Source organism: Flagellimonas marinaquae (assembly GCF_023716465.1).
Classification (GTDB): Bacteria; Bacteroidota; Bacteroidia; order Flavobacteriales; family Flavobacteriaceae; genus Flagellimonas; species Flagellimonas alginolytica.
In genome coordinates this window covers 981376-1007411 of record NZ_CP092415.1, presented here as the reverse complement: position 1 = coordinate 1007411, position 26036 = coordinate 981376, and the positions used below count along the sequence as shown (strand labels likewise).

General features: G+C 39.6%; 20 protein-coding genes and 1 pseudogene. 14 read left to right on the top strand and 7 right to left on the bottom strand.

All coding sequences use genetic code 11. The annotated features are described in order from the left end of the window. Positions 1-11 precede the first annotated feature (11 nt). Genes MJO53_RS04605 through MJO53_RS04595 form a run of 3 tightly spaced genes read left to right on the top strand, consistent with a single transcriptional unit; the run spans position 12 to position 4813 of the window. Complete coding sequence (locus tag MJO53_RS04605; protein WP_252080650.1) at positions 12-3302, top strand: efflux RND transporter permease subunit; 3291 nt, start codon at positions 12-14, stop codon at positions 3300-3302. After that, positions 3302-4627, top strand: a complete 1326-nt coding sequence (locus tag MJO53_RS04600) for a TolC family protein (RefSeq protein ID WP_252080649.1) — start codon at positions 3302-3304, stop codon at positions 4625-4627. The genes MJO53_RS04605 and MJO53_RS04600 overlap by 1 nt, the downstream gene beginning before the upstream one ends. Positions 4628-4630: 3 nt before the next feature. Further along, positions 4631-4813, top strand: coding sequence for a CPXCG motif-containing cysteine-rich protein (locus MJO53_RS04595; protein WP_252080648.1), 183 nt, complete (start codon positions 4631-4633; stop codon positions 4811-4813). A 24-nt stretch (positions 4814-4837) separates the two neighbouring features. On the opposite strand, the gene MJO53_RS04590 is transcribed toward MJO53_RS04595, so the two are convergent. From MJO53_RS04590 to MJO53_RS04565, 6 genes are all read right to left on the bottom strand, one after another. Next, positions 4838-6043 (bottom strand): MFS transporter, encoded by a 1206-nt coding sequence (locus MJO53_RS04590; RefSeq protein ID WP_252080647.1) that lies wholly within the window; start codon positions 6041-6043, stop codon positions 4838-4840. A 352-nt stretch (positions 6044-6395) separates the two neighbouring features. After that, positions 6396-7196: a hypothetical protein gene (locus MJO53_RS04585; RefSeq protein ID WP_252080646.1), complete on the bottom strand. Its 801-nt coding sequence runs from the start codon at positions 7194-7196 to the stop codon at positions 6396-6398. Between the two features lie 23 nt (positions 7197-7219). Further along, positions 7220-8935: a SusD/RagB family nutrient-binding outer membrane lipoprotein gene (locus MJO53_RS04580; protein ID WP_252080645.1), complete on the bottom strand. Its 1716-nt coding sequence runs from the start codon at positions 8933-8935 to the stop codon at positions 7220-7222. A 30-nt stretch (positions 8936-8965) separates the two neighbouring features. Next, entirely contained in the window at positions 8966-12208 is a 3243-nt protein-coding gene (locus tag MJO53_RS04575; RefSeq protein WP_252080644.1) for a SusC/RagA family TonB-linked outer membrane protein, read from the bottom strand. 385 nt (positions 12209-12593) lie between these two features. Continuing rightward, on the bottom strand, positions 12594-13073 hold the full coding sequence (locus tag MJO53_RS04570; protein ID WP_252080643.1) for a helix-turn-helix domain-containing protein: 480 nt from the start codon (positions 13071-13073) through the stop codon (positions 12594-12596). A 74-nt stretch (positions 13074-13147) separates the two neighbouring features. Then, positions 13148-14665 (bottom strand): helix-turn-helix domain-containing protein, encoded by a 1518-nt coding sequence (locus tag MJO53_RS04565; RefSeq protein WP_252080642.1) that lies wholly within the window; start codon positions 14663-14665, stop codon positions 13148-13150. Positions 14666-15056: 391 nt separating this feature from the next. Here MJO53_RS04565 and MJO53_RS04560 point away from each other — a divergent pair, with 391 nt between their 5' ends. From MJO53_RS04560 to MJO53_RS04535, 6 genes and pseudogenes are all read left to right on the top strand, one after another. Next, the gene (locus tag MJO53_RS04560) at positions 15057-16391 is read left to right on the top strand and encodes a tyrosine-type recombinase/integrase (protein ID WP_252080641.1); all 1335 of its coding nucleotides are present in this window, start codon (positions 15057-15059) and stop codon (positions 16389-16391) included. Positions 16392-17207: 816 nt separating this feature from the next. After that, positions 17208-17816 (top strand): annotated as a pseudogene (locus MJO53_RS04555) (recombinase family protein). Positions 17817-17903: 87 nt separating this feature from the next. Further along, a complete protein-coding gene (locus MJO53_RS04550) occupies positions 17904-18491 on the top strand; it encodes a Crp/Fnr family transcriptional regulator (RefSeq protein WP_252080640.1) in 588 nt (195 codons plus the stop codon). A 99-nt stretch (positions 18492-18590) separates the two neighbouring features. Next, the gene (locus tag MJO53_RS04545) at positions 18591-19259 is read left to right on the top strand and encodes a peroxiredoxin-like family protein (protein ID WP_252080639.1); all 669 of its coding nucleotides are present in this window, start codon (positions 18591-18593) and stop codon (positions 19257-19259) included. After that, positions 19256-19630 (top strand): hypothetical protein, encoded by a 375-nt coding sequence (locus MJO53_RS04540; RefSeq protein WP_252080638.1) that lies wholly within the window; start codon positions 19256-19258, stop codon positions 19628-19630. Before MJO53_RS04545 ends, MJO53_RS04540 begins: the two co-directional genes overlap by 4 nt. A gap of 5 nt (positions 19631-19635) precedes the next feature. Further along, positions 19636-20469, top strand: coding sequence for an oxidoreductase (locus MJO53_RS04535; RefSeq protein ID WP_252080637.1), 834 nt, complete (start codon positions 19636-19638; stop codon positions 20467-20469). Between the two features lie 408 nt (positions 20470-20877). Here the strand turns inward: MJO53_RS04535 and MJO53_RS04530 are convergent, their stop codons facing one another. Next, positions 20878-21243, bottom strand: coding sequence for a DoxX family protein (locus MJO53_RS04530; protein WP_252080636.1), 366 nt, complete (start codon positions 21241-21243; stop codon positions 20878-20880). 316 nt (positions 21244-21559) lie between these two features. Between MJO53_RS04530 and MJO53_RS04525 the strand changes: the two genes are divergently transcribed. From MJO53_RS04525 to MJO53_RS04505, 5 genes are all read left to right on the top strand, one after another. Continuing rightward, positions 21560-22135, top strand: a complete 576-nt coding sequence (locus MJO53_RS04525; protein ID WP_252080635.1) for a hypothetical protein — start codon at positions 21560-21562, stop codon at positions 22133-22135. Positions 22136-22146: 11 nt separating this feature from the next. After that, entirely contained in the window at positions 22147-23481 is a 1335-nt protein-coding gene (locus MJO53_RS04520; protein ID WP_252080634.1) for a hypothetical protein, read from the top strand. A gap of 6 nt (positions 23482-23487) precedes the next feature. After that, positions 23488-24387, top strand: a complete 900-nt coding sequence (locus MJO53_RS04515; protein ID WP_252080633.1) for a helix-turn-helix domain-containing protein — start codon at positions 23488-23490, stop codon at positions 24385-24387. Between the two features lie 371 nt (positions 24388-24758). After that, on the top strand, positions 24759-25316 hold the full coding sequence (locus MJO53_RS04510; protein WP_252080632.1) for a GNAT family N-acetyltransferase: 558 nt from the start codon (positions 24759-24761) through the stop codon (positions 25314-25316). A 161-nt stretch (positions 25317-25477) separates the two neighbouring features. Further along, on the top strand, positions 25478-25990 hold the full coding sequence (locus tag MJO53_RS04505) for an SMI1/KNR4 family protein (RefSeq protein ID WP_252080631.1): 513 nt from the start codon (positions 25478-25480) through the stop codon (positions 25988-25990). Positions 25991-26036 lie beyond the last annotated feature (46 nt).

The window sequence follows — 26036 nt, the reverse complement described above, 5'->3', positions numbered from 1 at the left end:
CCTCCGCGGCCATGAGAAAACTGATCTCGTATTTTATAAAATACCACATGGCAGTAAATGTCTTTATTTTGGCATTTTTTGTTTTTGGGGCAGTGGGGATACTTTCGCTAAAATCTTCCTTTTTTCCACTAAACGAAGCTCGTAATATCACCATTTCCATTGCCTACCCTGGGGCATCTCCCCAAGAGGTCGAAGAAGGTATCGTACTAAAGATCGAGGATAACCTAAAAGGACTCGAGGGAGTTGAGCGCGTTACTTCCACATCAAGGGAAAACAGTGGTACCATCAATGTGGAAATCGAGAAGGAAAGGAATGTCGATTTTATGCTGTTGGAAGTAAAAAATGCTGTGGACAGGGTTCCTACCTTTCCCACCGGAATGGAACCATTGATAGTTGCCAAGCAAGAACCCGTAAGGCCCACTATCAGTTTTGCAGTGAGTGGGAAGGATATACCGCTGGCCACACTAAAGCAAATTGGTCGCCAAATAGAGAACGATCTTAGGGCAATCGATGGCATTTCCCAAATTTCAATAGCAGGTTATCCGGATGAAGAAATAGAAATCGCCGTAGATGAGAATAGTCTATTGGCCTACAACCTTTCCTTTGCCGAAGTGGCACAGGCAGTGGCCAATGCCAATATTTTGGTAACCGGGGGTAATATAAAGACCGTTACCGAAGAATATCTGATAAGGGCAAACAACAGATCCTACTATGGAGATGAGCTTTCCAATATAGTTGTAAGGGGAGATGCGGCCGGTCGTGCAATCCGCTTAAAAGATGTCGCTATTATTCGGGATAGATTTTCCGAGACACCCAATGCATCTTATTTTAATGGGGAACTGGCGGTTAACATTACGATTACAAGTACCAATACAGAAGATTTAATGGGCTCTGCCGAAAATGTAAGGCAGTATATCCAGGATTTCAACGAAAAATACACCAATGTTGAGCTTAATGTAATCGATGATAGATCCACCACATTGACACAGCGTACCCAATTGTTAACGGAAAATGCTATTGTTGGGATGCTTTTGGTCTTGGTCTTTTTGTCACTTTTCTTGAACACCAGATTGGCATTTTGGGTTGCATTCGGGCTTCCCATTGCATTTCTAGGAATGTTTGTCTTTGCACCCATGTTCAATGTTACCATCAACGTGCTCTCTTTGTTCGGGATGATCATTGTTATCGGTATCTTGGTGGATGATGGTATTGTAATCGCGGAAAATATATATCAACATTACGAAGATGGCAAATCGCCGGTAAAAGCCGCACTGGATGGAACCATGGAGGTGATTCCGCCAATTATCTCGGCAATAATTACCACAATCTTGGCCTTTTCCATTTTCCTTTTCTTGGATAGTCGGATTGGGGAATTCTTTAGTGAAGTTTCTGTGATCGTTATCCTAACATTGGTAGTTTCACTTGTGGAAGCATTGATTATTCTACCTGCCCACTTAGCACATTCCAAGGCTCTCCATCGTCATAAAAAAGAACCCAAGACCGCAATTTCAAGGGTTTTTGCCAGACTTAGGGTGATCAATAAAATAGGGGACAGACTTATGAACTACATGCGGGACAATTGGTATAGCCCCGTACTCCGTTTTATGATGGACTACAAGATTTTGACCTTTGCACTGTTCTTTATGGCCCTCGTTCTAACATTGGGGTCTATTAGTGGAGGAATAATTCGAACCGCATTCTTCCCTAGAATTGCCAGTGATCAAGTCTCCATACAGTTGACCATGCCCAATGGAACCAACGAAAAGGTTACCGATTCCATTATAAGCCTAATTCAGGACAAAGCGCATATTGTAAACCAGGAATTGACCGATACATATTTACAGGGCATGGATAAAATGCTGTTCGTGAATATGATCAAAAATTTAGGCCCCGGTTCCTCATCCGCTCGATTGGAAATTAACCTTTTGCCCGGAGAAGAACGGCCAGATGGGATACGGTCAGATATGGTTACCACAAGGCTTAGAGAGTTGGTCGGCCCAGTGATCGGTGTGGAAAGCCTTATTTATGGCTCGGGAGGCAATTTTGGTGGAAATCCAGTATCCGTTTCCCTATTAGGGAACAATATCGAAGAGTTAAAAGCAGCAAAGGAAGAGCTTAAACAAACTATGGAGAGCAACGCGAACCTAAAAGATGTTACCGACAACGACCCAGCTGGAATCAAAGAAATAAGACTGCAATTAAAAGAAAATGCCTATTTGTTGGGACTTGATCTTCGTACGGTGATGAACCAAGTAAGGGGCGGTTTCTTTGGAGCACAGGCACAACGATTTCAACGTGGTCAAGACGAGATAAGGGTTTGGGTGCGTTATGACAGGGAAAATAGATCATCGATTTCCGATTTGGACGAAATGAGGATCTTGGCACCAAGCGGAGATCGCATCCCATTAAAAGAAATTGCCACTTATACTATTGAGCGAGGGGATGTAGCCATCAACCATCTTGAAGGACGCAGAGAGATACAAGTATCCTCGGACCTTACCGATCCCGAGACTACCAGTGGAACAGATGCCATGCTATGGGTTAGAAATGAAGTGCTGCCAGAGATATTATCAAAGTATCCATCCATAACACCATCCTACGAAGGACAGAATAGGGAAGCCAATAAATTGATCGGATCTTTGGGCTTTGTTGGCCCCATCGTTATATTTTTGATATTTATCGTGATAGCTTTTACTTTCAGAAGTATAAGTCAACCCTTATTGTTGATTTTTATGGTACCCTTTAGCCTAACCGCAGTTGCTTGGGGACATTGGATCCATGGATTTCCGATAAATGTACTATCCATGCTCGGAATTATTGCATTGATTGGGATTATGGTCAACGATGGATTGGTGCTAATAGGTAAGTTCAATATAAACTTACGTAGTGGGATGACGTTCGACGATGCCCTCTATGAAGCAGGACGTTCCCGATTTAGGGCCATATTTTTAACATCGGTTACCACAATTGCCGGGTTGGCACCCTTGCTGCTCGAAAAAAGCCGTCAGGCCCAATTCCTAAAACCCATGGCCATTTCCATTGCATACGGTATTGCCTTTGCAACGGTACTAACGCTGTTGATGCTTCCTTTGTTGCTGTCCTTCGGAAACAATGTAAAAGTATTTGCCAAAAAACTTTGGACAGGAGAAAAGGTTACCAAGGAAGAAGTGGAAAGAGCCATTCGGGAGCAGCAAGAGGAGGAGGAAATGGAAGCGGATAGTCAACCTATTAACGGCACCGATAACCGGCAAGTTTCCCATAACGGAGAAGAAACCCAAAAAGTTACAGAAGAGACCACCTAATGAAAAGTATTTTTTATACCCTGTTCTTAACATTGTCTTTATCTGGTCCATTGGCCATGGCCCAAGATCAACTCCTTACAAAAGAAGAGGCCATTGATCTGGTCTTGGAGAACAACCTGGACATTCAGGTTGCCCGCAACACAAAGCAAATAGGCGATAACAATGCGGATATTCTAAACTCTGGCTATTTGCCCAGTGTTACCGGGAATGCCAGCGGAAGTATTGATAAACAAGATTCCGAAGGTGTTCTTGCCAATGGCGATACCAGAACCGCCGAAGGAGCAGAAACCAGAAGATATAGTGCCGCCGTAAATGTAAACTATACCCTATTCGATGGCTTGGGCCGTTATTATAATTATAAAAACTTTAAGGAGCGTTCCCAGCAATCGGAGCTTGAGGTGCGCCAAACCATAGAAACAACCATTTTACAGTTGTTCACGGTGTATTATGAAGCAGCTCGCCTTACGGAGAACACCAATACCTTGGAACAAGCTCTGGAAATTTCCAAGGATAGGCTTAAAAGAGCAGAGTATCAATTTGAGTTTGGACAGAATACGGGTCTGGATGTGCTCAATGCAGAAGTCGATATCAATACGGACAGTATTAACCTCTTAAATTCCAGACAGCAGCTAAGAAATACCATGAGGGATTTAAACTTGATACTAAATCGTGAGCTTTCCTCAAATTTTTCTGCGGACACCACGGTGAATTTTGTGCCCGAACTACAAATGGAAAGTATGTTCAACGAGGCCCAGCTAAACAACGTGAGACTACAGATCGCAGAAAAAGATTTAAATATGGGACTCAATAATATTAGAGTGGCCAGAAGCGGTTATCTGCCAACGATTGGCCTTACCGGAACTTATGGCTGGAACGAGTCCAATAATAACAGTCCATTGGCTTTTGTGCTCCAAAATACTTCTACAGGAGTAACGGGAACCATTAACCTTACTTGGAACCTGTTCGATGGTGGCAGCACCATTACAGGAATAAAAAACGCCAAGATTGCCTACAAGAACCAAGAAATTGCCAAAAAGCAGATTCAATTAGAGGTGGAAAGGGATATCCGTAATGCTTGGGATAGTTATACCAACGCCCTTTTTGTATTGCAGGTGCAAGAAAAGAACCTACAGACCAATCAGAACAATTTTAAGCGAACGGATGAGCGCTACAAATTGGGCCAAGTTACTTCCATTGAGTTTAGACAAGCGCAGCTAAATTTACTGAATGCGGAATTGGCCAAAAGCCAGGCAAAGTACAATGCCAAGTTGGCTGAGCTTCAAATGCTTCAAATTAGCGGACAATTGCTCAATGTAGATTTTTAATTTATGTACGAACACTTTTTCCAATGTCCGTACTGTTGGGAAACCATTTCTTTCTTGCTGGATAGTTCGGTAAGTGAACAAATATACATAGAGGATTGTGAAGTATGTTGCAATCCCATAGAGGCAACAGCCAAATTCCAAAATCGGGAAATGGTATTTTTTAATGCTCAAGAACTGGGGCAATAACCTGGTTTTAAGTTGATTTGGTATTTAATCCCTGATTGCTTCTTCTCTCTTTTTCTGAACCCTTTGTGTATAAATAATGGCAATACCGATAGCGGCACCCATAAAGGCCAACATACCGCCGACCAAACTGGAGTAGTTCACCTCCAGACCAAATACCATGGGCAAGCCACCAAAATAAGCCCCTGAAGCATTACCCATGTTAAAAGCACTTTGGTTCATGGACGAACCTAGGTTTTCTGCCCCCTTGGCAGCTTTTATAATGGCAATTTGGATTGGAGTGGCAATTGAAAAGGTGATTGCGCCCACAATAAAACTCAGGGTATAGATAGCGATGCTGCTTTCTGCCAAAATAGAATTCAAGATCAAGGCCAGTGTCATGCAGAGCATACTTATGACCACGGATTTTACGGGATTTAAGATTTCTACCATTCTTGCACCTAGGAAATTTCCAAAGAACATTCCCACACCGGCAATGATCATTACATAGCCCACATTTGCTTCGGGCAGTTTTGTAATGGTAATTACCAAGGGTGCTATATAACTGTACCAAGCAAAGAAACCTCCAGTGCCCACGGTGGTCAACAGTATTAAAGCCCAAAGCTTTTTGTTTTTGAGTACAGGTGTTTCATTTTGATTTTCCTGTGGGCCAACCTCTTCTAAATTTTGTTTTGGCATCCAAAAATATAGACTCGCCAAGGTGGCGATCCCGGAAATCCCGACCAGTAAAAAAGAATAGCTCCAATGCCATTCCTGACCAATATATGTGCCCAATGGTACCCCTAAAATATTGGCTACCGTGAGTCCGGAAAACATTATGGCCATGGCCTGCGCCGCTTTGCCAGGTTTGGTCAAGTATCCCGATACAACGGCACCTATACCAAAAAAAGCACCGTGAGGCATACCAGAAAGGAATCTAAAAAGCATCATGGTCCAATAGTTTCCGGAAAATGCGGATAAAGTGTTAAAAACCGTAAACCACAACATTAAAAAGAGCAATGTTTTTTTGGGGTTAAGACCAGAAGTAAGCCTAGCCATAAAAGGAGCTCCGATCACCACTCCCAAAGCATAAATGGCAATAAAATGGCCAGCTTTTGGGATAGATATTTCTAGAGATCCAGCAATATTTGGCAGAATGCCCATAATAACAAATTCCGTAAGCCCAATACCAAAACCACCAATGGCAAGAGATAAAAGTGCTTTCTTATTTGTTGGTTGTGAAGAGTTGTCCAAACTAATTTAATTAGTGGGCAAAGTTACGTGGTATTGTTTGAATTGAAAGCAAACATATTTACACAATTCTGTGTTGGATTGCCTTTATTGGGAATAAAAAAAACAGCCTTGAGGATTGGACTAATTCAAATACATTCAAAAAATGAAACAGATACTTTTGAAAAGATATTTTGGGTTCAAGGCTGTTCTGAAGATTACTTTTTACTTGCCCTAAACTACATTTACTTACAGTTTTTTGAGGTAATCCTCAACCACAAGTACCTATCCCGATTTAATAGAACTGTTTTTAAGTAAAACAAAAGTCCCGCTCCAATTTGGAGCGGGACTTTCTGGGTTGGATAGTATGTAAAGATCAATTGATGCATGGCAACGGATTGGGTCCAAAAGGCCCGAGTACATCACCACTTGGTGTTTCAATTGTGTAAACATGCTCTTCTTCAAAAGCACCACTTGTATAAGATATGACCAGCGAACTTGTTCCATCTGGCACTTCTACATTAAAGGTTGCGGCGTCGCCAGCGGTGAAGGTGTAATCCGTTGCTACGCCATCGATCTCGAATGTTACAAAAGCACCGTCCCAACCATCACCGAATAGGTCTTGCATTTCGATTACCCAAGTTCCCGGCACTGTTGTCCCGGAAATAGGTGAACACTTTACCAGAACAATAAAATTAAAGGCCTGTAACTGCTCTGGCTGACCGGTAATCGTAGCACTATAATTGTCCACGGTGGTCACGGTGCCATCGGTGCCGGTGGACTTGCCCAAAAAGCGGATAAAATCACCTCCCGAAATGTCGTCTATCGTAATTCCAAGAGCACTTGCAATATCTGGGTATGGAATGGAAATGTCACTAGGAAACTCTGTAATGGTCATAAGCTGGACCGTGTCGGTGGAAACCCCACCAGATTCCAACGTTACGCTTAGTTCCCAAGAGGCCACATTGTCGCTAGGGTCATCTACAGTGCCGGTTAACGAAGAGGAGGCAAGGTCGCCTTTGGCCACAATGGTTTCATCTAAAACTATCCGGACATAGGGCGAGGCCGAATCCTCTAGTTCAAAAACATTAAACGGGTTTTTATCGCTGTCTTCACAGGCGACAATCCCAATAGCTAAGAGTGCCAACCCGATTATATATTTAAAGTTACTTTTCATCTGTATTGTTTTTTTGTTATGAATCAATCAACGAAACCATCAGGGTTGGTATCCCAGAACACCGGTGTGCTCGGAGCGCTCTTTTGCGTAATATTGGTGTTACTGTCCGCTGCCGTCTGTGAATACCACATAGACCTTAGGAACGGTCCTGGGTCGGGAGTTGTGAAGGCCGGTGTAAGATTATCGGGCTGCCCTGTTCTTCTGTACGTGTTGTAGGCTTCAATGCCATTGCACCAAAGCGCAATAAAATATTGCTCTATAATTATGCGTAATTTGCCGGTATCATCGGCAGCATCATAACTGGTCAATATTTCCGCAACATGGTTGTCTATGGCCGTGGTCGTTGCTTCAAAACCTGTTCCGGTTGCCAAGGAGGCTCCAAAATTTACCACGGTTCCAATGGATTGTCTTATGCCCGATTCCAGATAATCCCTAGCATTTCCAGTTGTATTTAAGGTCAATGCGGCTTCTGCCAACATAAAATAGGTGTAAGAGGACATCAGTATGGGGGAAATACCAGCGCCCACCAGTCCTTCGTTAATGGCGGATGATCCCGATACATTTCTAAATGTATTGTCGTCAAAAGGGCCGCCCACAGGGTATGTGCCGTGCAATGTTCTAAAGGCATCATCTGGTGGAATACCGTCATCGTCCAAGTGGTTTCTGCCCCAATATCCGCTGAGCCCATTGGTGGACGGTACCAAACAATAGGGTTCCGATGGGTCCCACCATGAAGGCAAGGATATTTCGGTAACGCACTCCTTGGTGACTACATCAGCTCCGGAATAGTCTTCCTGTTGACGGTAAAAATAATACCGGATTCTAGGGTCTGGTTCACTATACTGGTTGGCCATTAGATTCATATAATAGTTGGATGTATAAAAATCCGAACTAGGTCCGGCGCCGTCGTAATTGGCATCGAAATATGGATGTCTACTATCAGGTGAAGCATTGTTTGTGCCCCATTGAAAATAGAAATCATCGGAAGCATCTAAAATCAATTGGTTGCTATTGATCAATTCGTTGATGCGCGAGGTAGAAACCGAGGCGCCAAAACCTCCTGCGTTTGCCAAACGTGTCTGCAGATACAACTTTAGGCGCATGGTGTTGGCCACCTTTCTCCACTGCCCTTCGTTTCCGTTATAGAAAAGATCGTTCAACGGCAACGAAGTTTCGTCCTTGCCGAGGTTTGCAATGGCATCAACCAAGAGCTGATCTGCTGCCTGATAAATGGATGCGCCGGAATCCACGGTTGGATTAAGGATGCCTTCGCCGCCCGAAACTGCTTCGGAATAGGGAACATCTCCAAAGAAATCCACCATCGACATCATTATATAGGCTTCCAAAATTTGCCCTATGGCAATGTGTGTAAATTGCCCGGCTTCTTCGGCCAAGGGATTCATGGTGCGTATGTCTATCAATGCCCGGGCATATACATTGTCCCAAACCCGGTCAAAATCCGATGGGTCGTAATTCTCGCGGTATGTGGGTCCAAAACCATGTTGCATACGGACCGGTTCCATGCCAAACTGACTTAGTCCGTTCTCTGCACGTCCCTCTTCGCCAGAATGGATTTGTGCGGTCATTAGTTGTATTTGATTCAAAAAGAAATCAACACTCGCCTGTGAGGGGTTCAATGCATTTGGGCTCTCCACAACATCTAAGGATGTGGTCTCGCAGCCCAACATGATCGTCAGTGCAGCGATTAAGAGACTTAGTATATTTGATATTTTTTTCATAATATATTTTTTGATTCTAGTTAGCTGCTTTTAAAATGATGCTCTTACGGTAAGACCATACCTTCTTGTTGAGGGCCCCGTAAAGAAATCGATCCCTTGACCATTGCCCACACCTGTACTGGAGGAGTTGGTATCGTAGCGCACATTGTCCGGAAAGTTTACTGCTTTGTACCATAAATTGGTTCCCGATAATGTTAGCGAAAGGCTACCGAAGGGTGTTTTGTCCAACATTTTCTTTGGAATGCTGTAGCCCAAGGAAGCTTCTTGAACACGGATAGTAGTTCCATCAAAAACATTCACTTCGTTAATGTCCCCGCCAAAGAATGTGTTGAACCCAAATTCGGTGGACGATATGGCCACGTTGTTTGGAGTACCGTCCGCAAATACGCCGGGCAACACATAATTGGTTTCCCTATCTATTGGGTCATCTGGATCTACTACTCCACGACCAATAAGCCCTGCTGTGGTCACCGAGTATACATCACCGCCATGGCGGTATTGAAGGTTTGCGGAGAGGGTGAAATTCTTATAGGTAATGGTAGGGATCAATGCTGTGGTCCAATCTGGGTTGGGGTCACCGATTTCTGTGATATTGTTGTCCACCAAATAGCGTCCGTTCGGCCCAACTACCTTATTGCCATTGTCATCTCTTTGTATGGTGCTGCCAAGCAATACACCAAATGGTCGGCCTTCTACTGCATAGTTTGCCGCCTCGCCAGCAACCGCAAAGGTCAATAGGATATTGTTGGTGCCTTCTGCCAAGTCGGTGACAGTAGTTTCGCTTGCTGTAAAATTACCAGCGATGTTAAATCCGATACCAGCTTCACTTTCCCTTAAGATATTGAAGTCATAGTCCGCTTCAATACCTTTGGTCTCTACTTCTCCGATGTTTACAAATGTGGAGCGGAAACCTGTTGAGCTATCCAAGGTACGGTTGGTAATAAGGTCCGTAGTTGATTTTTGATATAAACTCAGATTAAAATTGAGTCTGTTGAACAATCGGGTGTCCAGACCAATTTCCAGTTCTTGTACTCTTTCTGGAGATAAATCCCGGTTACCCAGAATATCGGAAACCGTATTTCCAGAAACTACATTTCCATTAAAGTCCACAAAGGTTCTTGCGCCCAACGAGAGAACATCCCGAGTGTTAAAAGGTGTTGGGAAACCTGCAGATGAACCATAACCTACCCTAAGTTTGGCATAGTTGAGCACATTTCCTTGCAGTGATGGAAATGCAGTGGTAGGTATAAAAGAAACACTGGCGCCGGGGTAGAACAATGAATTGTTTTCTCTTTCCAATGTGGAGGACCAATCATTTCTGCCCACCACGTTTAAGTACATCCAATCTTTGTAGGATAGGGTGGCGTCCAAATAAATACCGACCAGATTTTCTTCAAAATTTTGATTTAGATCGATTCCTGAAAAGGAGTTCACCGATGATGGTGTGGTGAAGTTGTAATGTTCCAATACTCCAAACACCAATTGCCCTTGACTTTCTATTCCATCTTGTGCAAAGGTGTCTCTTCTACTGTTCGCGCCCAATGTAGCGGTGAGGTTAAAGTCGTCGGATAGTCTTTTCTCTGCACTTAAAATAAGATCGTGGTTCCAAATGGAGTTTCTAACCGAACTGGTTCGTAAGATTCCCAAAGTTGGACCATCCACACCACCTCTGTTTTGTCCATAAGAGTTTAACTCTGTATAGGTGTCCAGACCTACACGATAGGTGAGGTTCATCCAATCGTTAAGGGCATAGCTCATGGAGATATTTCCTGTAAACCGGTCTGTTTCTTGGGAGGTCTTGGAGTTTGCTACGGTCCAATATGGATTTTGAATGTCGTTACCAGATCTATAGTACAAACTTCTTCCATCTACAGCTTGGAACGGTAGGTTGGTAAGATCTACACTCCGTGGTGTGTAAAGTACGTCGCCAAAGATAGCGGAACCATCAAAAGCAGCACCACTACCCGTACTTACTGCATTGGGTGGCGACTTGTATCCGGTTCTTGCAAAGTTGAACACCCCGGAAACGGTAAAGTTATTGGAAAGGGCGGCGTTGCCCCCTAAACTAAAATTGTTTCGTAATAACCGGTTCCCTGGGGTTACCCCGATATCTTCCGTTCTACCGTAATTTGCATTAAAGCTTACTTTTTCCGACCCTCCTCGAACATTTACAGAGGTACTGTACACGTAACCGGTTCTAAAAAAATCTTCGACACCGTTGTAGGGTTTGTACAAATATTGATCATCCAATAAGTCTTCATAGCCAGCAATTAATGTAGGGTCGGCTATATAGTTAAAGGGATGCTGCAAAACAGCAACGCCATTTGGCCCTGTGCCCAGGTATTGTCCCGCCGAGGCAATTCCGTCATCATCCGTTCTATCGAATCGTGGACCCCAGTTACTAAAAAAGTATCCAAAGCCTTGGTGGAAACCACCGCCATAATTATCCTGAAATTTAGGAAGTACCGCTTTGGACATAAATACGGATTGTGTTACGGAAACTTCGGTCTTGGTAGGGGCATCGCCTGTGGCCGCACCTTTGGTGGTGATCAGGATTACACCGTTTCTGCCACGGTTACCATATAAAACCGTTGCACTTAATCCTTTTAGGACACTTACACTTTCAATATTATTGGGGTCAAGATCCAGAAACCGGCTGGACTCAGTGTTTCCGTCCAAAAAGTTGGATTGGGTATTGGTACCTGAATCAAATGGGATTCCATCAACAATAAATAGGGGTTGGTTGGATTGGGTTGCCGATGAATACCCTCGGATGATAATGTTGGTTCCTGAACCGGACATACCGTTGTTGGAGGTAATATTTACCCCTGCTACCTTGCCGTTCAATACCCGGGCCACATCTGCTTCGGGCCTGGATTCTACCTTATCGGACTCTACCGTGGTCACTGAATAGCCCAACGAACGTTTTTCCCGAACAATACCTTGGGCGGTTACTACTACCTCTTCGAGTTGAGAGGCATCTTCTTGCATTTGTACATTGATCGTACTTGCATCGCCTACACTTCTTTCCAGTGTTCTTTGGCCCAAATACGAAAACACCAGTACATCTCCTGTACTGGCTTGTAGGGCGTAGTTGCCATCAAAATCGGATTGTGTTCCACGTACCGTACCCTTAACAACGATGTTTACACCGGGCAAGGGCACGCCATCTTGGTCGGTGACCGTTCCGGTGACCGTTTTTTCCTGGGCATGGGCAAATAGTATGGATAAACACATTGCCGCTAGTGCTCCAAACAGTTTCTTTACTTTCATACGATTAAACTTTTGTTAGTAATTTGAAATGAGTTAGGGCAACTGAGAAAGGTGGACGGCGCAAGGATATTGATAGCTAATTCAAATAATACTTCTGGGAAGTGAACAAAACTCAATGGATTTTGTTTTTTTAAGAAGTAAGGCCTCTCACCGCCCTACCTTTACAATTGCATAACAAATCAACCCAAATCGGTTTTGGAACAGGTACTTTTTAAACGGCGAGAACCTTATAAATTGAAATCCCTATGGGGAAGTACCGATTTTAACATTCTAAGAAATGTAACAGTAACTGTTTGATAATGAGCAATAAAAAAGTCTCTTGAGAGAACAAGAGACTTTTTCCGTTAGGTCCAAACCATTTTTGAAGAGTAATGTTGGTAGTTAGTTAGGCCATTTGAATTTTGGTCTGTACAAAATCTGCATTGGCCAATGCCCTGTAATTGTTGGGACAGTGTCCCGTAATTTTCTTGAAGGCATTGTAGAAGCTGTTCTTACTGTTAAAACCTACTTCGTACATAACTGCTTTTACACTTAAGTTTGGATCCGTTACCAAAAGTTGCTTAGCCTCGTTGATCCTATATTCATTTAAAAATGAATAAAAGTTTTTTGCAAGGTAGGTGTTGATCACTTGGGATACTTTATACCGGTTTTCTTGGATGTGCTCGGATAGTTCGTCGAGTCCCATGGTATTGTTCCTGTAGATCTTTTCTACCTCAAAGGCACTTTGGATTTTTTCCCTAATGGTAAGGGCTTCCTCATGAGTGAGTCCGGATTTCTTGTACTTTTCATGACTGTTCAATGGGCTCGGGCTCCGGTGTTCCTGCCCAATGTACTTAAAAACGAGTTGTTTTAGTAGTCGTTTCATAGGATTGATGATTTTTGATTGATGACTACTAGTTACCGATAAAATGCTAGTAAATCGGTGTTCCCGATAAGAGTTTACTGTTGTTTTATGAGAAGGAGGTACTCACTAGGGGTAAGCTGTGTATCTTTTTTAAAAGCTTTGTTGAAAGACACTTTATTGTTGTACCCAACTTCGTAAGCAACATCAATAATGTTGAGTTCCGTTTTCTCTTCCAATAATTCTTTTGCTTCTTGGATTCGGTGAGAATTTACAAACTCGCGAAAGCTCATATTAAAATGTTCGTTGATGAGTTGGGAGGTATTGTGCCTGGTGGTATCCAATTTTTCGGCCACCATATCCAGATTGATATCGTTATGGCGATATATTTTTTCTTTCTGAAATAGATCTTTTAAGTTGGTCTTTAATTCTTGGGAGAGGCTATCGGTTAAACCCGACTTCACATATTTGGGAAACAATCGGTTGGTGTAGGAGTATAGCCCACTAAAAACATCGGGTTGTACATTGGCCGCATATCCTACATATAAAACCATGGTGGACATTAAAATTATAGGTGCGTGGAAAAATGCTCCACTCTTTATTCCTGTAGAAATATAGACACCATAAATAATATAGGCCAATACATATCCTACATGGATCAGATAGATGTTTTTTTGCCAGATACGGGTCTTCTTGTTCAAATCCGTTTTGCTCTCTTTTAGCAAAGAATGGACAAAGTAGGCATACACACCTAAAGAGATCGCTTTAAGGGCTACCAACAAAACCAGTTTAGTGGAATCGCCAGGGTTTAGTCCGTCCTCCAGTCTTTGGAGCATTTGTATCACTTTTTCTGAACCTGAAAATGCATATACGGTGAATGTAAGGTATATGGTTAACACCACCGTAGGTAACAAATGCCAGTAATCTTTTTTGTTGAGGTCCGTTGATTTTGATACTCTTTTAAAATAGAGGAAAAGGAGTGGGCCATATAAGAAGGAAGACCATGTGGACATTAGGTATGTGTGCGGGAACTCAAAAACATAATTGGTTTGGTTTGCGCATATGTTTAGGATGAACAAGGAATGTATAAAAACAAAAAGTGCGATCAGGCCCCTGGCCTGAAGGTCAATTTTTTTGTTGATCAATAGAACAAAGGTCACATAAAACCCGATTAGGGAAACAAAAAAGTAGAATATGGACCACACCGTGAGCTTTGGGAGCACCGTTCCGGATAGTTTTACAAATTCGGTCTCATCTCGGATGCCGTCAAAATCTTCGTGTAAGAGGAACGCAGGGTGAAAATCTATCTCGAAATAATCGTAGATGTAAGAAATAGATTCTTGCGGGTGGTCCAATGCCGCCTCGCTCAGGGCAAGTTTTTTAAGAACATGGATTTTCTGTTCTTTATCAGGAAGTTCTAGATTCTTTTTGTATATCGGTACAGCATCCTCAAACCGGTGAATATTAAAATAATAGTCCGCCCAATCCAGCGAATCCTTAAAAGTTTCTGCTGTCGGTACGGGTATTCCGGCATAGCTGTCCAAGGCTTTGCCGTGGGCAAACATCACATTTGCACATAGAATAATGAGGACAATATATTTTGTTGATTGTCTCATTTTTGATTGATGATGAATTAGATATTAACAATTTATGAAAATAAGGCGTTAAAAACGTTAACAAACTATTAAAGTAGGTAAGCCCCGATAAAAGTTTACTATCCTAAAGGCAATGGAAGCATCAATAAAAAAGGGTATAAAAAAGCCGAGAAAATTTTCTCGGCTTTTTTCTAGTAGCGGGGACTGGACTCGAACCAGCGACCTTCGGGTTATGAGCTTCATAATTTATACATCAATAAATATTTAAATAATTGAAAATTAATTAATTATATTTTTTTAAATGTTAAATAATACCGAATAATTCCATTTAAAATCAATTTATTCTGTACCTATTCTGTACCCCTTTTTTTGTTTAAAGTTGTACATTTATTAAGGATTAAAGAGGATAGTTATGGCCAGTATTAAGATTGTTCGGCGGAAAAATAAGGAAAGAAAGGACGGTTCAGCACCACTTGCATTGCGAGTAAGCGATAATTACAGAACAAGTTATCGGTTTTTGGGCCAGTATATTCTTGAAAAAGATTGGGATAAAACTGCTTCTACGGTCAAAAGGTCACATCCCAATTATAAAAAGTTGAACAACTTTCTTATGAAAAAGTTGATAGAGGCCAATGATATTTATTTTGATTTGAAGAAAGAAAGCCTAACTCCAAAACAAGCCCTGCAAAAGTTGAAAGGAGTGGAAGGGGAAAAACCTTTTTTTGTGCTAGCTGCTGAACGTATAAAGGATAAATACGATAGGGGAACCATTTCTGTTGCCAAGGCTGAAATGTCAATTCTTTTCAATATCGATGAATTTTTAAACCTTAAACGTTCCTTGAAGAAAGATGAAATCATTGAGGGTATCAAAAGACGGAGAAAAAAACGCATAAGTGATGGACGCAAATCGGAAACCGACTTTTATGATTCGGTACTTTATTTCAAAAACAAACCGTTACTTAGATTTCAAGATATCAATGAACGTTTTCTTGAAAGGTTCAAGAATTTTTGTACTATTTATTTAGGGCATAAAGAACGAACCATAACCAATCAACTTATCTTCATCCGTACTTTGTTCAACGTGGCTATAAGAGACGACATAGTTCCATCTAAATATTACCCCTTTGCTGGTGACAAGGAAAAAATAAGGATTGGCTCAGGTCATAAAATCGGTCTTACGATCAAAGAAGTTGAAAGCATCGAACAATTGGAATTAGAACCAGGAACTTCTATTTGGCACACCCGAAATGTATGGTTAATGTCTTTTTATTTTGCCGGAATACGTATTTCAGATGTTGTGCAGATTAAATGGAGTGATTTCAAAGATAATCGCTTGTTCTATGTAATGAACAAGAACTCTAAACCGGTAAGTTTAAAAATCCCATATAAAGCGCAGGCCATTTTGAATTTATATACGAATGACAAAGAATTGAATAATGGCTATGTGTTTCCCTTTCTAAAGGATGTCAATCCCAAAGACACCAAAGCGGTTTTTGTAAAAACAAGAAATGCTACAAAGCTTTTCAATAAATACCTTCGAAGAATCGCTAGACTTTGCGAAATAGACAAACCCCTTTCAAATCATATTGCACGTCACACTTTTGGGAATATTGCCGGAGACAAGATTCATCCCTTAATGCTTCAAAAACTCTATCGCCACAGCGATTTAAAAACTACTTTGAACTATCAAGCGAATTTTATCCATAAGGAAGCTGATGAGGCATTGGATAGTGTAATAAATTTTTAATTTTCAAATTCAAGTCGAATCACTTTGTAGTTTTAAAAATCATTTGGTCTAAAAGAATTATTCATAACCGTACATCATATATTTTGTTACAAGTCCTTACCTTCAACTTTTGCGCTTGGTTCCTATCGGTTTTTTGCCCTGTTCGGAAAGACAAGTTCAGTTAACTGCTCTAAGGAAACAACAACCACTTAGTTAATTGATACTCTATACACCAAAGAAAGGTATTTGGGTTTTCACGCTCGCGTGAAAAAACGAATAGCAAGAGGGTGATGCGCAAATTGCGCCATCACGGTTGTTTTCGGGTCTTCAACAAGTTGAAAACCAGTCAATTGAACAAATTTTGAAATCCTGCACAAAATCAGGGGCTACAGTAGACTTTTCCGAAATCTACAGTAAATCCTTTGGCAGGCCCAGTAAACACTGGAAATTTTTGACGAAAAAATTGGCGCAAATTCACTAAAAAACAAAATCGCACCTATGGAAAAGCAATCTAAAGCTTAAAATAACGGAATGGAGATTGGAACGATATAAAATTGAGGCAACAGACCATTGGATCACTTCGAATGATGAGAAGAGTATACCGGATTAATAGATAAAATTGCCTCGCTCAGTAAGGTTAGTTTGGCAAGATTTGGGGCTTGCAGCACTCCACTGCGTTGCGTTCGCCATTATATCGATTTCTGATTTATGAGAGGTTTTTTTAACCACCGTTTTATTGAACTTTCAGTGCAAAACGAGTCCGCTGGTTTGTTAAAGTTCATTTCACCGTACTAAATAAATAGTTTACATTCTACCGTTTATTTAAACTTTCAGGTTATGGTTTTTGGATATGCGCGGGTGAGTGCCATGGAACAAAGGTTGGATCTTCAGTTGGATGCACTGCTCAAAGAAGGGATTCCACAAAAGAACATTTACACGGATAAAGTATCGAGTACCAGGGAAGAACGAAAGAGTTTAAGCAAGCTTTTGAGATATGTTAGAGAGGGTGATACAATCGTTGTATGAAAATTGGACAGACTGGCCAGAAGCCTGATTCATTTTACCAAGCTTATTACAAAGTTAAAGGGAAAGGGAGTTCGTTTCAGGAGTATCACAGAACCTTTCATAGATACTACGGAGAAGTCTTCACATTCGGAATTCATCATCAACATATTTGCAGCCTTGGCACAATTGGGAAGGGATATCATCATAGAACGGACCAAAGCTGGCTTGGAATCAGCAAGAAGAAGAGGGAAGATTTTGGGAGCTCCAAAGGGGTTAAGTAAGAAAAATCAACAAAAAGCTGTACTTTGTGAGGAGTATTTCAATGACGGCGTGTTGACCGTCACCGAAATATGTGAACGATTGAGCATTTCCAAGGCCACTTATTACAAGTATTTAAGGCATAGGGGGCTTTCGGGAAAGTTGGGATCATATAGAAGATAATCAAATACATCGATTTAATTCCATTTTTGATGTATATAGATGTATTTTGTGTTTATATAAACAAGTTGTGGCACATTTGAAAAAACATTGAAACAATACGAAGGCATATTAGAAAACATTGGTAAACACGTTACTCTTACCAAAGAGGAAACGGAAAAATTTATTGGCATAATCCGAACTACGAAAGTCAAAAAACGACAGTTTATTGACCAACCGAATTACGTTTGTCAATACCGAAACTACGTTGTGAAAGGAGCATTTCGTTCTTATATTATAGATGACGAAGGCAAAGAACACACCGTTCAAATTGCACTTGAGGATTGGTTTGTAAGTGATTTTTACAGCTACATAACACAGACACCCGCAACCCTTTTTGTAGAAGCTTTAGAAGATTCAACCATACTTCAAATGACCTATGACGATATAGAAGGACTTTGCAAAGAAATCCACGCCTTGAGCGAATATTTTAGAATTACAACGGAGAGAGCATTTGCTTTTTCAAGAAAGCGTGCATTATCCAATTTGAGCTTAACAGCAGAAGAACGCTACTTGGAATTACTCAATCGCTATCCAAATATGATTAAGCGTGTACCGCAAAAAGTGATCGCTTCATATTTAGGCTTTACACCCGAATTTCTTTCTAAGATAAGGAGAGACCTCGCTTCAAAATCTTAATCTACTTCAAGACTATTTCCTAATCCAGTTCATTTTTGAAGCTGGCACATTGCCACACCTTTGTAGTGTCGATTTTGACTTCACAAAAAACAAATTAAAATGAACACAGAAAAAAAATCCTATCAAGAAAACTTAAAAGACTTGCGAGATAATTTAGGAAATATGCTTCCAAAAGAGGCACTCGCAATATTTGACAACGATGCAGAAAGTCTTCAAGTAAACCACAATTCCATTCTGAAATTGCAAGAGGGCGAGAAAGCACCCGATTTTTCTCTTACAAATGCCAAAGACAAAACCGTAAGACTTTCAGAGTTGCTAAAAAAAGAAAAAGTCGTCCTTACCTTCTACAGAGGCTCGTGGTGTCCTTACTGCAATTTGCAATTATCACATTATCAAAAGTCGTTGGACGAGATTCACGATTTAGGAGCAGAATTAGTTGCAATATCGTCACAAACGCCAGATGAATCTCTAAACGTAAAAGAAAAAAATGAACTCAACTTTGAGGTTTTGAGCGACAATGGTAATATGGTGGCAAGACAATATACAACCGTATTCAAAAATGCCGATGCACCAGTAAATACCATGACTGAACTCGGGTTTGATTTTGACGCTCACTATTCGGACGATTCAAGAGAATTGCCAATACCTGCGGTATTCGTCATCGAAAAGGATTCAACCGTTTCTTTCGCAAAATCATTAGGTGGCGATTACAGAAACCGTGTTGAGGCTTCTGAAATAATTAACCATTTAAAAAATGTGTCAAAATGAAAAACTCAATTCAAAACATCTCAAATTGGCTGCTGGCAGTTTTAATGGTCGTTTTTGGACTTAACAAGTTTCTTGGTTTTATTCCTGTAGAACCACCAACTGACCCTACTGCTCAGCAATTTATAGGAACAATGTTTTCAACATACCTATTTGTAGTTGTTGCCATTGCCGAAATTATTGGTGGAATTTTATTAGCTATCCAAAAAACAAAAATTGTGGGTTGGTTAATACTACTTCCTGTAATTTTCAATATAGCTGCTTTTCACGTTGCACATGACTTTGTTGGCAACGGCATTTGGTTGCTACCGACCATACTATTTTTGATAGCAAGCTATTTCCAAAAAGAAAAATTATACTCACTTATAAATTAAGAGTTATGAAAAGCAAGATTTGGTTAATCACAGGTATATCGAGCGGTTTGGGTAAAGCACTTGCCAAATCCGTAATTGAAAAAGGCGACTTCGTCATCGGCACGTTTCGCAAGCAATCCCAAGTTGACGAATTCAACGAGAAATATTCCAATAGAGCGTTTTCAGTACTTTTAGACATTATCGATGAACAAAGTATCGAAAGAAATGTAGAAAAATTAATCTCGAAATTCGAAAGAATTGACGTTTTGGTCAATAATGCTGGTGTTGGATTTGTAGGTGCAATTGAAGAAACGTCAATGGGAGAAGCCCGAAAGGTTTTTGAAGCAAATTTTTTCGGAACGTTGAAATTGACACAGACAATTCTTTCGCATATGCGAAATGAGAAAAACGGACACATAATACAGATTTCGTCACATGGTGGAATTAAGGCGTTTGCAGGTTTCGGAATTTACAACGCGAGTAAATTTGCATTGGAAGGTTTTAGCGAAGCTTTGTCACAAGAAGTGGAGCCCCTTGGAATAAAGGTTTTGATAGTTGAACCAGGACCATTCAGAACAAATTTTGCTGGAAACAGACTTGGAGAAGCCGAAAAAGTAATTGATGATTATTCGAATACGGCAGGAGCGTTTAGAACCAAACTGAAAGGAGTTGATGGAAAACAAGAAGGACATCCTGTAAAAGCGTCAAAAGCAATTATTGACTTGGTTTATTCTGAAAACCCCACACTTAGGTTACCTCTTGGAAAGGTTCCACTTATGACAATCGGAATGAAATTGGACAGCGTTAAATCGGATTTAGAAAATAACCGAGAAATTGCTGAACAAGCTGTGTACGAATAAAAACGTGCCACAACAACGTGTATAAGCAATAGCGTTACTAAAGTTCAACTAAACGATAACAAGATAGTAGATGGAGAATGTGATATTCTCATGCTTGACATTATTTTTAAACTGAATGACTAGAAAGTTTATCAGAATTGTACTTTTTACTCTTGGAATATTATCCATCAGTTATGGGATATAAAACTTCTTTTGACTAAAAAGGATTGAAGAACTATCAAGTGAACCTGGTTTAGGTGGGTTAGCTGTTTGGGCAATTTCTTGGATATTTACAATTCTTGAATTGTAAATATCCAACTCAAAATATTTTCAAAAACGCAATATTGGTTATCTATCAAAACTAACCTGAATATTATCAAATAAATAAAACTATTCTTGAATTTAATGCCCTTGCTTACGTTGATTGTTTTAGTTTTTCTTTATAAAAACTTTTCGGTCAGTATACCAAGAAACAGCAATAAAAAGGAATGCCAGAATTGCCATCAAGTAAGCACCGTCTTTAGCTAAAATATGTGCTGCCATTGCCAAGAGGACGTCATAAAAGAAGCCAGCATATGCCAATTCTTTTAAAAATATAGGTCTACGAATAAGAATAATGGCAACACCCAATACCTTGGCAATAGCTAAAGGATAAATTAGCCAACTTGGAAAGCCCAAATGGTCAAAGAATAGGCTAACTTGCTTAAAGTTTAATAAATACATGCCCGCACTATATAAAAAGATAAGGCACATCAATCCAGTAGAAATCCAATAAACTATTTTTGTTGTATTCATAGATTTAATTTTTGATTTAGTACAAACTAACCTTAAAAGCTTGCGTAGTTAAATTTTAAATAAAACTAGTTAATAGTTCTTCCATTCTTTTTACCCTATTACTGTGTAGAATTTTTCAAATAATCAGTTAGCTAAAATTAGTTCCTAGATTCCTTAAGTAAACATTGATTCAATTTAATGTAGGGACAAGAAATTGGTAATCCTTTTTTGAGTACATCACTTTTATGGAATTAGTATACAAACATCCGTGTTTTGTATACAGTTTACTTATTCATGAGTACGAATTTTGGTTTATTAATTATTCAAATCAAATCGCATGAAAAAAATAATAGCATTAACTATTTCCTTTATGTTTTTACTGTTAAATAATAAAATCCATTCCCAAGATGGAACAGGTGGATTATCCATAGAGTCATCAATTCCTTATTGGTTGAGCGATGGTTACTCAATCGGCGCATCATACTTTAAACCAAATAGCCATTTCAGTTTTGGTTCTAGTGTAGAGGGACTTACCTATACCAATGAAAATTTAAAAGAAACTGTTTTCAAAAATGGAGAAAACTTGGAACAGGTTCGGCTACGTTACTTAATCCGCACAGAGGTACGATATTATTTGAATATGGACAAAGAAGGTTTCTATGGTGGTGTTCGAATTGGATATGAAGAATGGACAATTAAATTCAATGGTTTCGAAGCGTCCGTTGATGATTCATTTATGTCACCAATTGTAGGTTATTGTTGGTATCCATGGGGCAAGAAGGGTTTGATGATTCATCCATACCTAGGGGCAATATTTATACTCGGGGAAGGTGAAGCAATCTTGGCGGATGAAACTTTTAAACTGAATTCGGTACTGCCTAATCCAGGAATAATAATTGGTTGGAGAATCTAAATCTTTTTTAAATGAAAAAAATCACGAAAATAACTATTACAGGCATCTTTATTTCAGTAGCATTTGGTTTTATTTGGCACATAGGATACAGCCAAAATATTATTCAGGACCAAGAAATGCAATCTTCATTTATGGGAAGTATTCTTGCAACATCCGATGCGGATATGTTGGCCACTGCTTATGCGGATGGTATATTGAATAAAGTAAATGGAATTGAAGATTCTTTAAGTTTGGTGAAGGTGGTAAATGGAAAACCGATAATGGTAAGTCAAAAATCAGTATCTAACTCCGTTATTTCTTGGCCATCAATCATTGCTTGGAATTCAAATGTCAAGTTAGCTTATATTGCCGAAACGCGAGGTATTTTTGAAAAACCTGAACAGGTGGTAGATGATGTTTGGAAAGATTTGCCCCAAGGAAGAAAAGTATCAGTTGTAGATTATAACGATCCTAATCATCCTAATTTGGTTCAATCGATTGATGTGGGTGAGAATATTCAAGGAGTGTCCATCAACGCAAGCTCGGATTTATTGGTGTCGGGTACCACGGAACCTGGCAAAGAAATTATGATTGCAACTCTGGTACAAGGTAAAATAACGTCACGTTTTTATTTTTCAAACCCTGATATTTTAAGAAAAAAAGATAACAATTCAGGAATTAGGACTATTGAATTTCATCCAACCAAAAACATTATCGCGGTAAATCTTAACAATACCCATCTAGTTTTCTATCGGATAAATAAAAAAGACTCTTTAATTAATATTGAACAAATCGGTGAGTCCATGGAGGTTGCAAAAAGGTGGAGTGTCGGAAATTGGCATCCATCAGGAAACTTTTTTATATTGACAGACGTGGCCTGGGGCAATGGTACAATGGGTGCAATTTTTAACGGAAAAGGAAAATTGATTTCAATAAACTTCAACTCAAATGGTAATCACAAAATTGTATCAACCACTAAAGTAGGCCTAAGCCCTGAAGGGTTTGACATTAGCCGAGATGGGAAGTACGCTGTGGTTGCAAATATGCGTAGAACTTATGGACCTAAGAAAATGTGGTTTGTACCGGCCCGTAAAAATGCATCTTTGTCCTTGGTGAAAATCGACAAGGATTCAGGGGTTTTGACCACTTTGGGCAAAGAATACCTCTTTGAAGGTGCCTTGCCAGAAGATGCAATTTTTGATTTGGAGAGCAATTCTATTGCTGTTGCTGTTTATCAAAAACAAGATGAGGAGTTCCCTAAGCAAGGTTGGATTGACTTTTGGGAATTGAAAAATGACCAACTAGTGAAAACTGGTTGCCGAATTCATTTGACAAGAGGGGTGCATAATTTATTGCTGATCGAATAAAATAACATGGACAAAGTTGTCAATATAAAAAGCATTTTTGAACTACAACGTATGGGAGGTATGAAACCATTGAACCACCCTTTGATTATGGTTGTTCGTTTGGAAGAAATACCGAAATTACCAGATAAATATCCGACTTCCATGAGTTATGATTTCTATTCCATAGGGTTAAAACGGAATTTGAATGGTTATGTGAAATATGGAAGAGAAAAGTATGATTTTCAAGAGGGGGTTATGGGCTTTTCTGCTCCAGGGCAATTAATTTCCTATGATAGGGATGTTACCTTTGGATCCTCTGGTTGGATTCTTTTTTTCCATCGGGAAATTCTATTTGGACACCCCTTGTCAGAGTTGATTGATAATTACGGCTTTTTTGATTACGATGTCAACGAGGCACTTCATCTTTCCAAAAGTGAAGAAATGCTTCTGGAACAAATTTTTGAAAATATTTACTCGGAATATAATAAGCAGTTCGATACTTACAGTAAGTCGGTTGTATTAAGTAACATAGAACTATTGCTTACCTATGCTAACCGTTTTTATGGTAGACAATTTATAACAAGAAATGACGCAAGCTCTGGTTTAATTTATCGTTTTCAGAGTGAGGTTAAAAATAGGTTTGAAAGGAAATATTTAATAGATTCAGGACTTCCTACCGTAGCTTCTTTGGCTGAAGCTTTACATGTCTCACCCAACTATTTGAGTGATGCACTTAAAACCCTGACCGGTAAAAGTACACAAGAGCATATACACTTTCAGCTTATTCAAAAAGCCAAACAAAACCTTTTGGCCACTAACAAATCTATTTCCGAAATTGCCTTTGAACTTGGATTTGAATACCCCCAATATTTTAGCCGACTATTTAAGGAGAAAACAGGTATAACTCCCACTGATTACAGAAAATAAAAAAACTTAGAAGTAGTTATTTAATTGCTTTAAGTGAAAAGTGCAATCGATTGATTCATTGTTTTCTAGTCCATTTAAATTAAATACTGCTGACCTATGTTATCAGCAATATCATTTAAAACCTGCAATTATTGATAAAGCAATGTAATTAAAACAAATCTTGACGACCTTATTAAGGTAAGAATCAGTTTAACATGTGACTTGTTGGTTTTGACTGTGAATAAAGGGTATGACTCATTTAAAACTTAGTTTTCGCACATTATTCCAATCTTGGAATTTTTGGCCTGCACCTCAATAGGTACCATACCATTGTTTTTGACATCGGCCAAAGAAAAGACATTAAATTTTTGAGTATCAAATAGAAAAATAACATGACGATTAGAAGAGCTAGGAAGGAAGATTCAAAAGTGATTACGAATATTTTATTGCTTGCAATGGATACCATAATTTATAAATTCATTGGGGAGGACTCAATGGACAAGGCAAGTTGTTTTCTGGTAGGTTTGGTTCGAAAAGAGGCAAATCAATATTCATATGAGAATTGTTGGGTTGCAGTTTCCGGTGAGGAGATAGTAGGCGTCGTCAATGTTTATAAAGGCGCCGATTTTCTTAGGTTGAGAACACCTGTGTTATATGAAATAAATAAATGGTCCCAAAATGGTTTTACTCCTGAAATTGAGACGGAAAAAGGTGAACTGTACATTGATAGTTTAGGTGTAATCCCTAAATTTCAAGGAAAGGGCATAGGTTCAAATCTGCTAAAATATTTAATCACTGAATATGCAATTAAAGATAAGAAAACGTTAGGTTTACTGGTGGATTTAGATAATACTGGTGCCAGTAAATTGTATCAGCGATTAGGGTTTGTAAAAGTTGGAGAAAAGCTATTGTGCGGAAAAAAAATGGAGCATCTTCAACTTAAATGTTAGTCAAATCAAAATAGATGTTTTAAATATCAATGAGCTATCAAATTAATTATGGATTTTCCATAGATAAACAAGAATATGAGTTATTATCTAATCAGGTAATTGAATGGTGGTTGGACAACAATTAAAGTTCAAATAAACGATATCCATAAAAGGCTCAACCTATGAAAAGCTTACTATCTCAAATATCGGATACGGCATTAAAGTTAAAGGATATTGAGTTCACAATAAGTCAAGTGGATAATCAATGGCTGGGTAATGAGCCATCTAGTGAGTCGGGAATTTCGGAGGTGGAAAAAAGGCTTAATGTTGAATTTCCGAGTGATTACAAAGATTTCTTATTAATCTCGAATGGGTTTGCAGCGCCAAATGATGTTGAACCAACTTTTCTGCCGATAGAAAGAGTTGATTATTTAAAAAATATCGATAACGAACTAATTGAAATTTGGACTAGGGATGGTATATCAGAAACTGGAGAAGAATTAAAGAGGAGCATCCTGATTGGAGGAATTGATGAAGAACAATATTTTCTAATCATTCCGCCCGATTCTAAGAATCAAAAATGGAGGTATTGGAAGTTTGCAAGTTGGATTCCTGGCGAAGAGGAATATAAAAGTCTGTACAATTATTTTGAAGACGTCTCAGATTTTCTGAATCAACAAATGGTAACGAATTAGTAATTTGATGTATTCAACAATATCAAAGTTTAAATAAACGATTTAA

What these genes read in the sequence shown, in the direction of transcription:
- MJO53_RS04605 (WP_252080650.1), top strand. Translation starts at nt 12, where the DNA reads ATGAGAAAACTGATCTCGTATTTTATAAAATACCACATGGCAGTAAAT.
- MJO53_RS04600 (WP_252080649.1), top strand. Translation starts at nt 3,302, where the DNA reads ATGAAAAGTATTTTTTATACCCTGTTCTTAACATTGTCTTTATCTGGT.
- MJO53_RS04595 (WP_252080648.1), top strand. Translation starts at nt 4,631, where the DNA reads ATGTACGAACACTTTTTCCAATGTCCGTACTGTTGGGAAACCATTTCT.
- MJO53_RS04585 (WP_252080646.1), bottom strand. Translation starts at nt 7,196, where the DNA reads ATGAAAAGTAACTTTAAATATATAATCGGGTTGGCACTCTTAGCTATT.
- MJO53_RS04580 (WP_252080645.1), bottom strand. Translation starts at nt 8,935, where the DNA reads ATGAAAAAAATATCAAATATACTAAGTCTCTTAATCGCTGCACTGACG.
- MJO53_RS04575 (WP_252080644.1), bottom strand. Translation starts at nt 12,208, where the DNA reads ATGAAAGTAAAGAAACTGTTTGGAGCACTAGCGGCAATGTGTTTATCC.
- MJO53_RS04570 (WP_252080643.1), bottom strand. Translation starts at nt 13,073, where the DNA reads ATGAAACGACTACTAAAACAACTCGTTTTTAAGTACATTGGGCAGGAA.
- MJO53_RS04565 (WP_252080642.1), bottom strand. Translation starts at nt 14,665, where the DNA reads ATGAGACAATCAACAAAATATATTGTCCTCATTATTCTATGTGCAAAT.
- MJO53_RS04560 (WP_252080641.1), top strand. Translation starts at nt 15,057, where the DNA reads ATGGCCAGTATTAAGATTGTTCGGCGGAAAAATAAGGAAAGAAAGGAC.
- MJO53_RS04545 (WP_252080639.1), top strand. Translation starts at nt 18,591, where the DNA reads ATGAACACAGAAAAAAAATCCTATCAAGAAAACTTAAAAGACTTGCGA.
- MJO53_RS04540 (WP_252080638.1), top strand. Translation starts at nt 19,256, where the DNA reads ATGAAAAACTCAATTCAAAACATCTCAAATTGGCTGCTGGCAGTTTTA.
- MJO53_RS04535 (WP_252080637.1), top strand. Translation starts at nt 19,636, where the DNA reads ATGAAAAGCAAGATTTGGTTAATCACAGGTATATCGAGCGGTTTGGGT.
- MJO53_RS04530 (WP_252080636.1), bottom strand. Translation starts at nt 21,243, where the DNA reads ATGAATACAACAAAAATAGTTTATTGGATTTCTACTGGATTGATGTGC.
- MJO53_RS04525 (WP_252080635.1), top strand. Translation starts at nt 21,560, where the DNA reads ATGAAAAAAATAATAGCATTAACTATTTCCTTTATGTTTTTACTGTTA.
- MJO53_RS04520 (WP_252080634.1), top strand. Translation starts at nt 22,147, where the DNA reads ATGAAAAAAATCACGAAAATAACTATTACAGGCATCTTTATTTCAGTA.
- MJO53_RS04515 (WP_252080633.1), top strand. Translation starts at nt 23,488, where the DNA reads ATGGACAAAGTTGTCAATATAAAAAGCATTTTTGAACTACAACGTATG.
- MJO53_RS04510 (WP_252080632.1), top strand. Translation starts at nt 24,759, where the DNA reads ATGACGATTAGAAGAGCTAGGAAGGAAGATTCAAAAGTGATTACGAAT.
- MJO53_RS04505 (WP_252080631.1), top strand. Translation starts at nt 25,478, where the DNA reads ATGAAAAGCTTACTATCTCAAATATCGGATACGGCATTAAAGTTAAAG.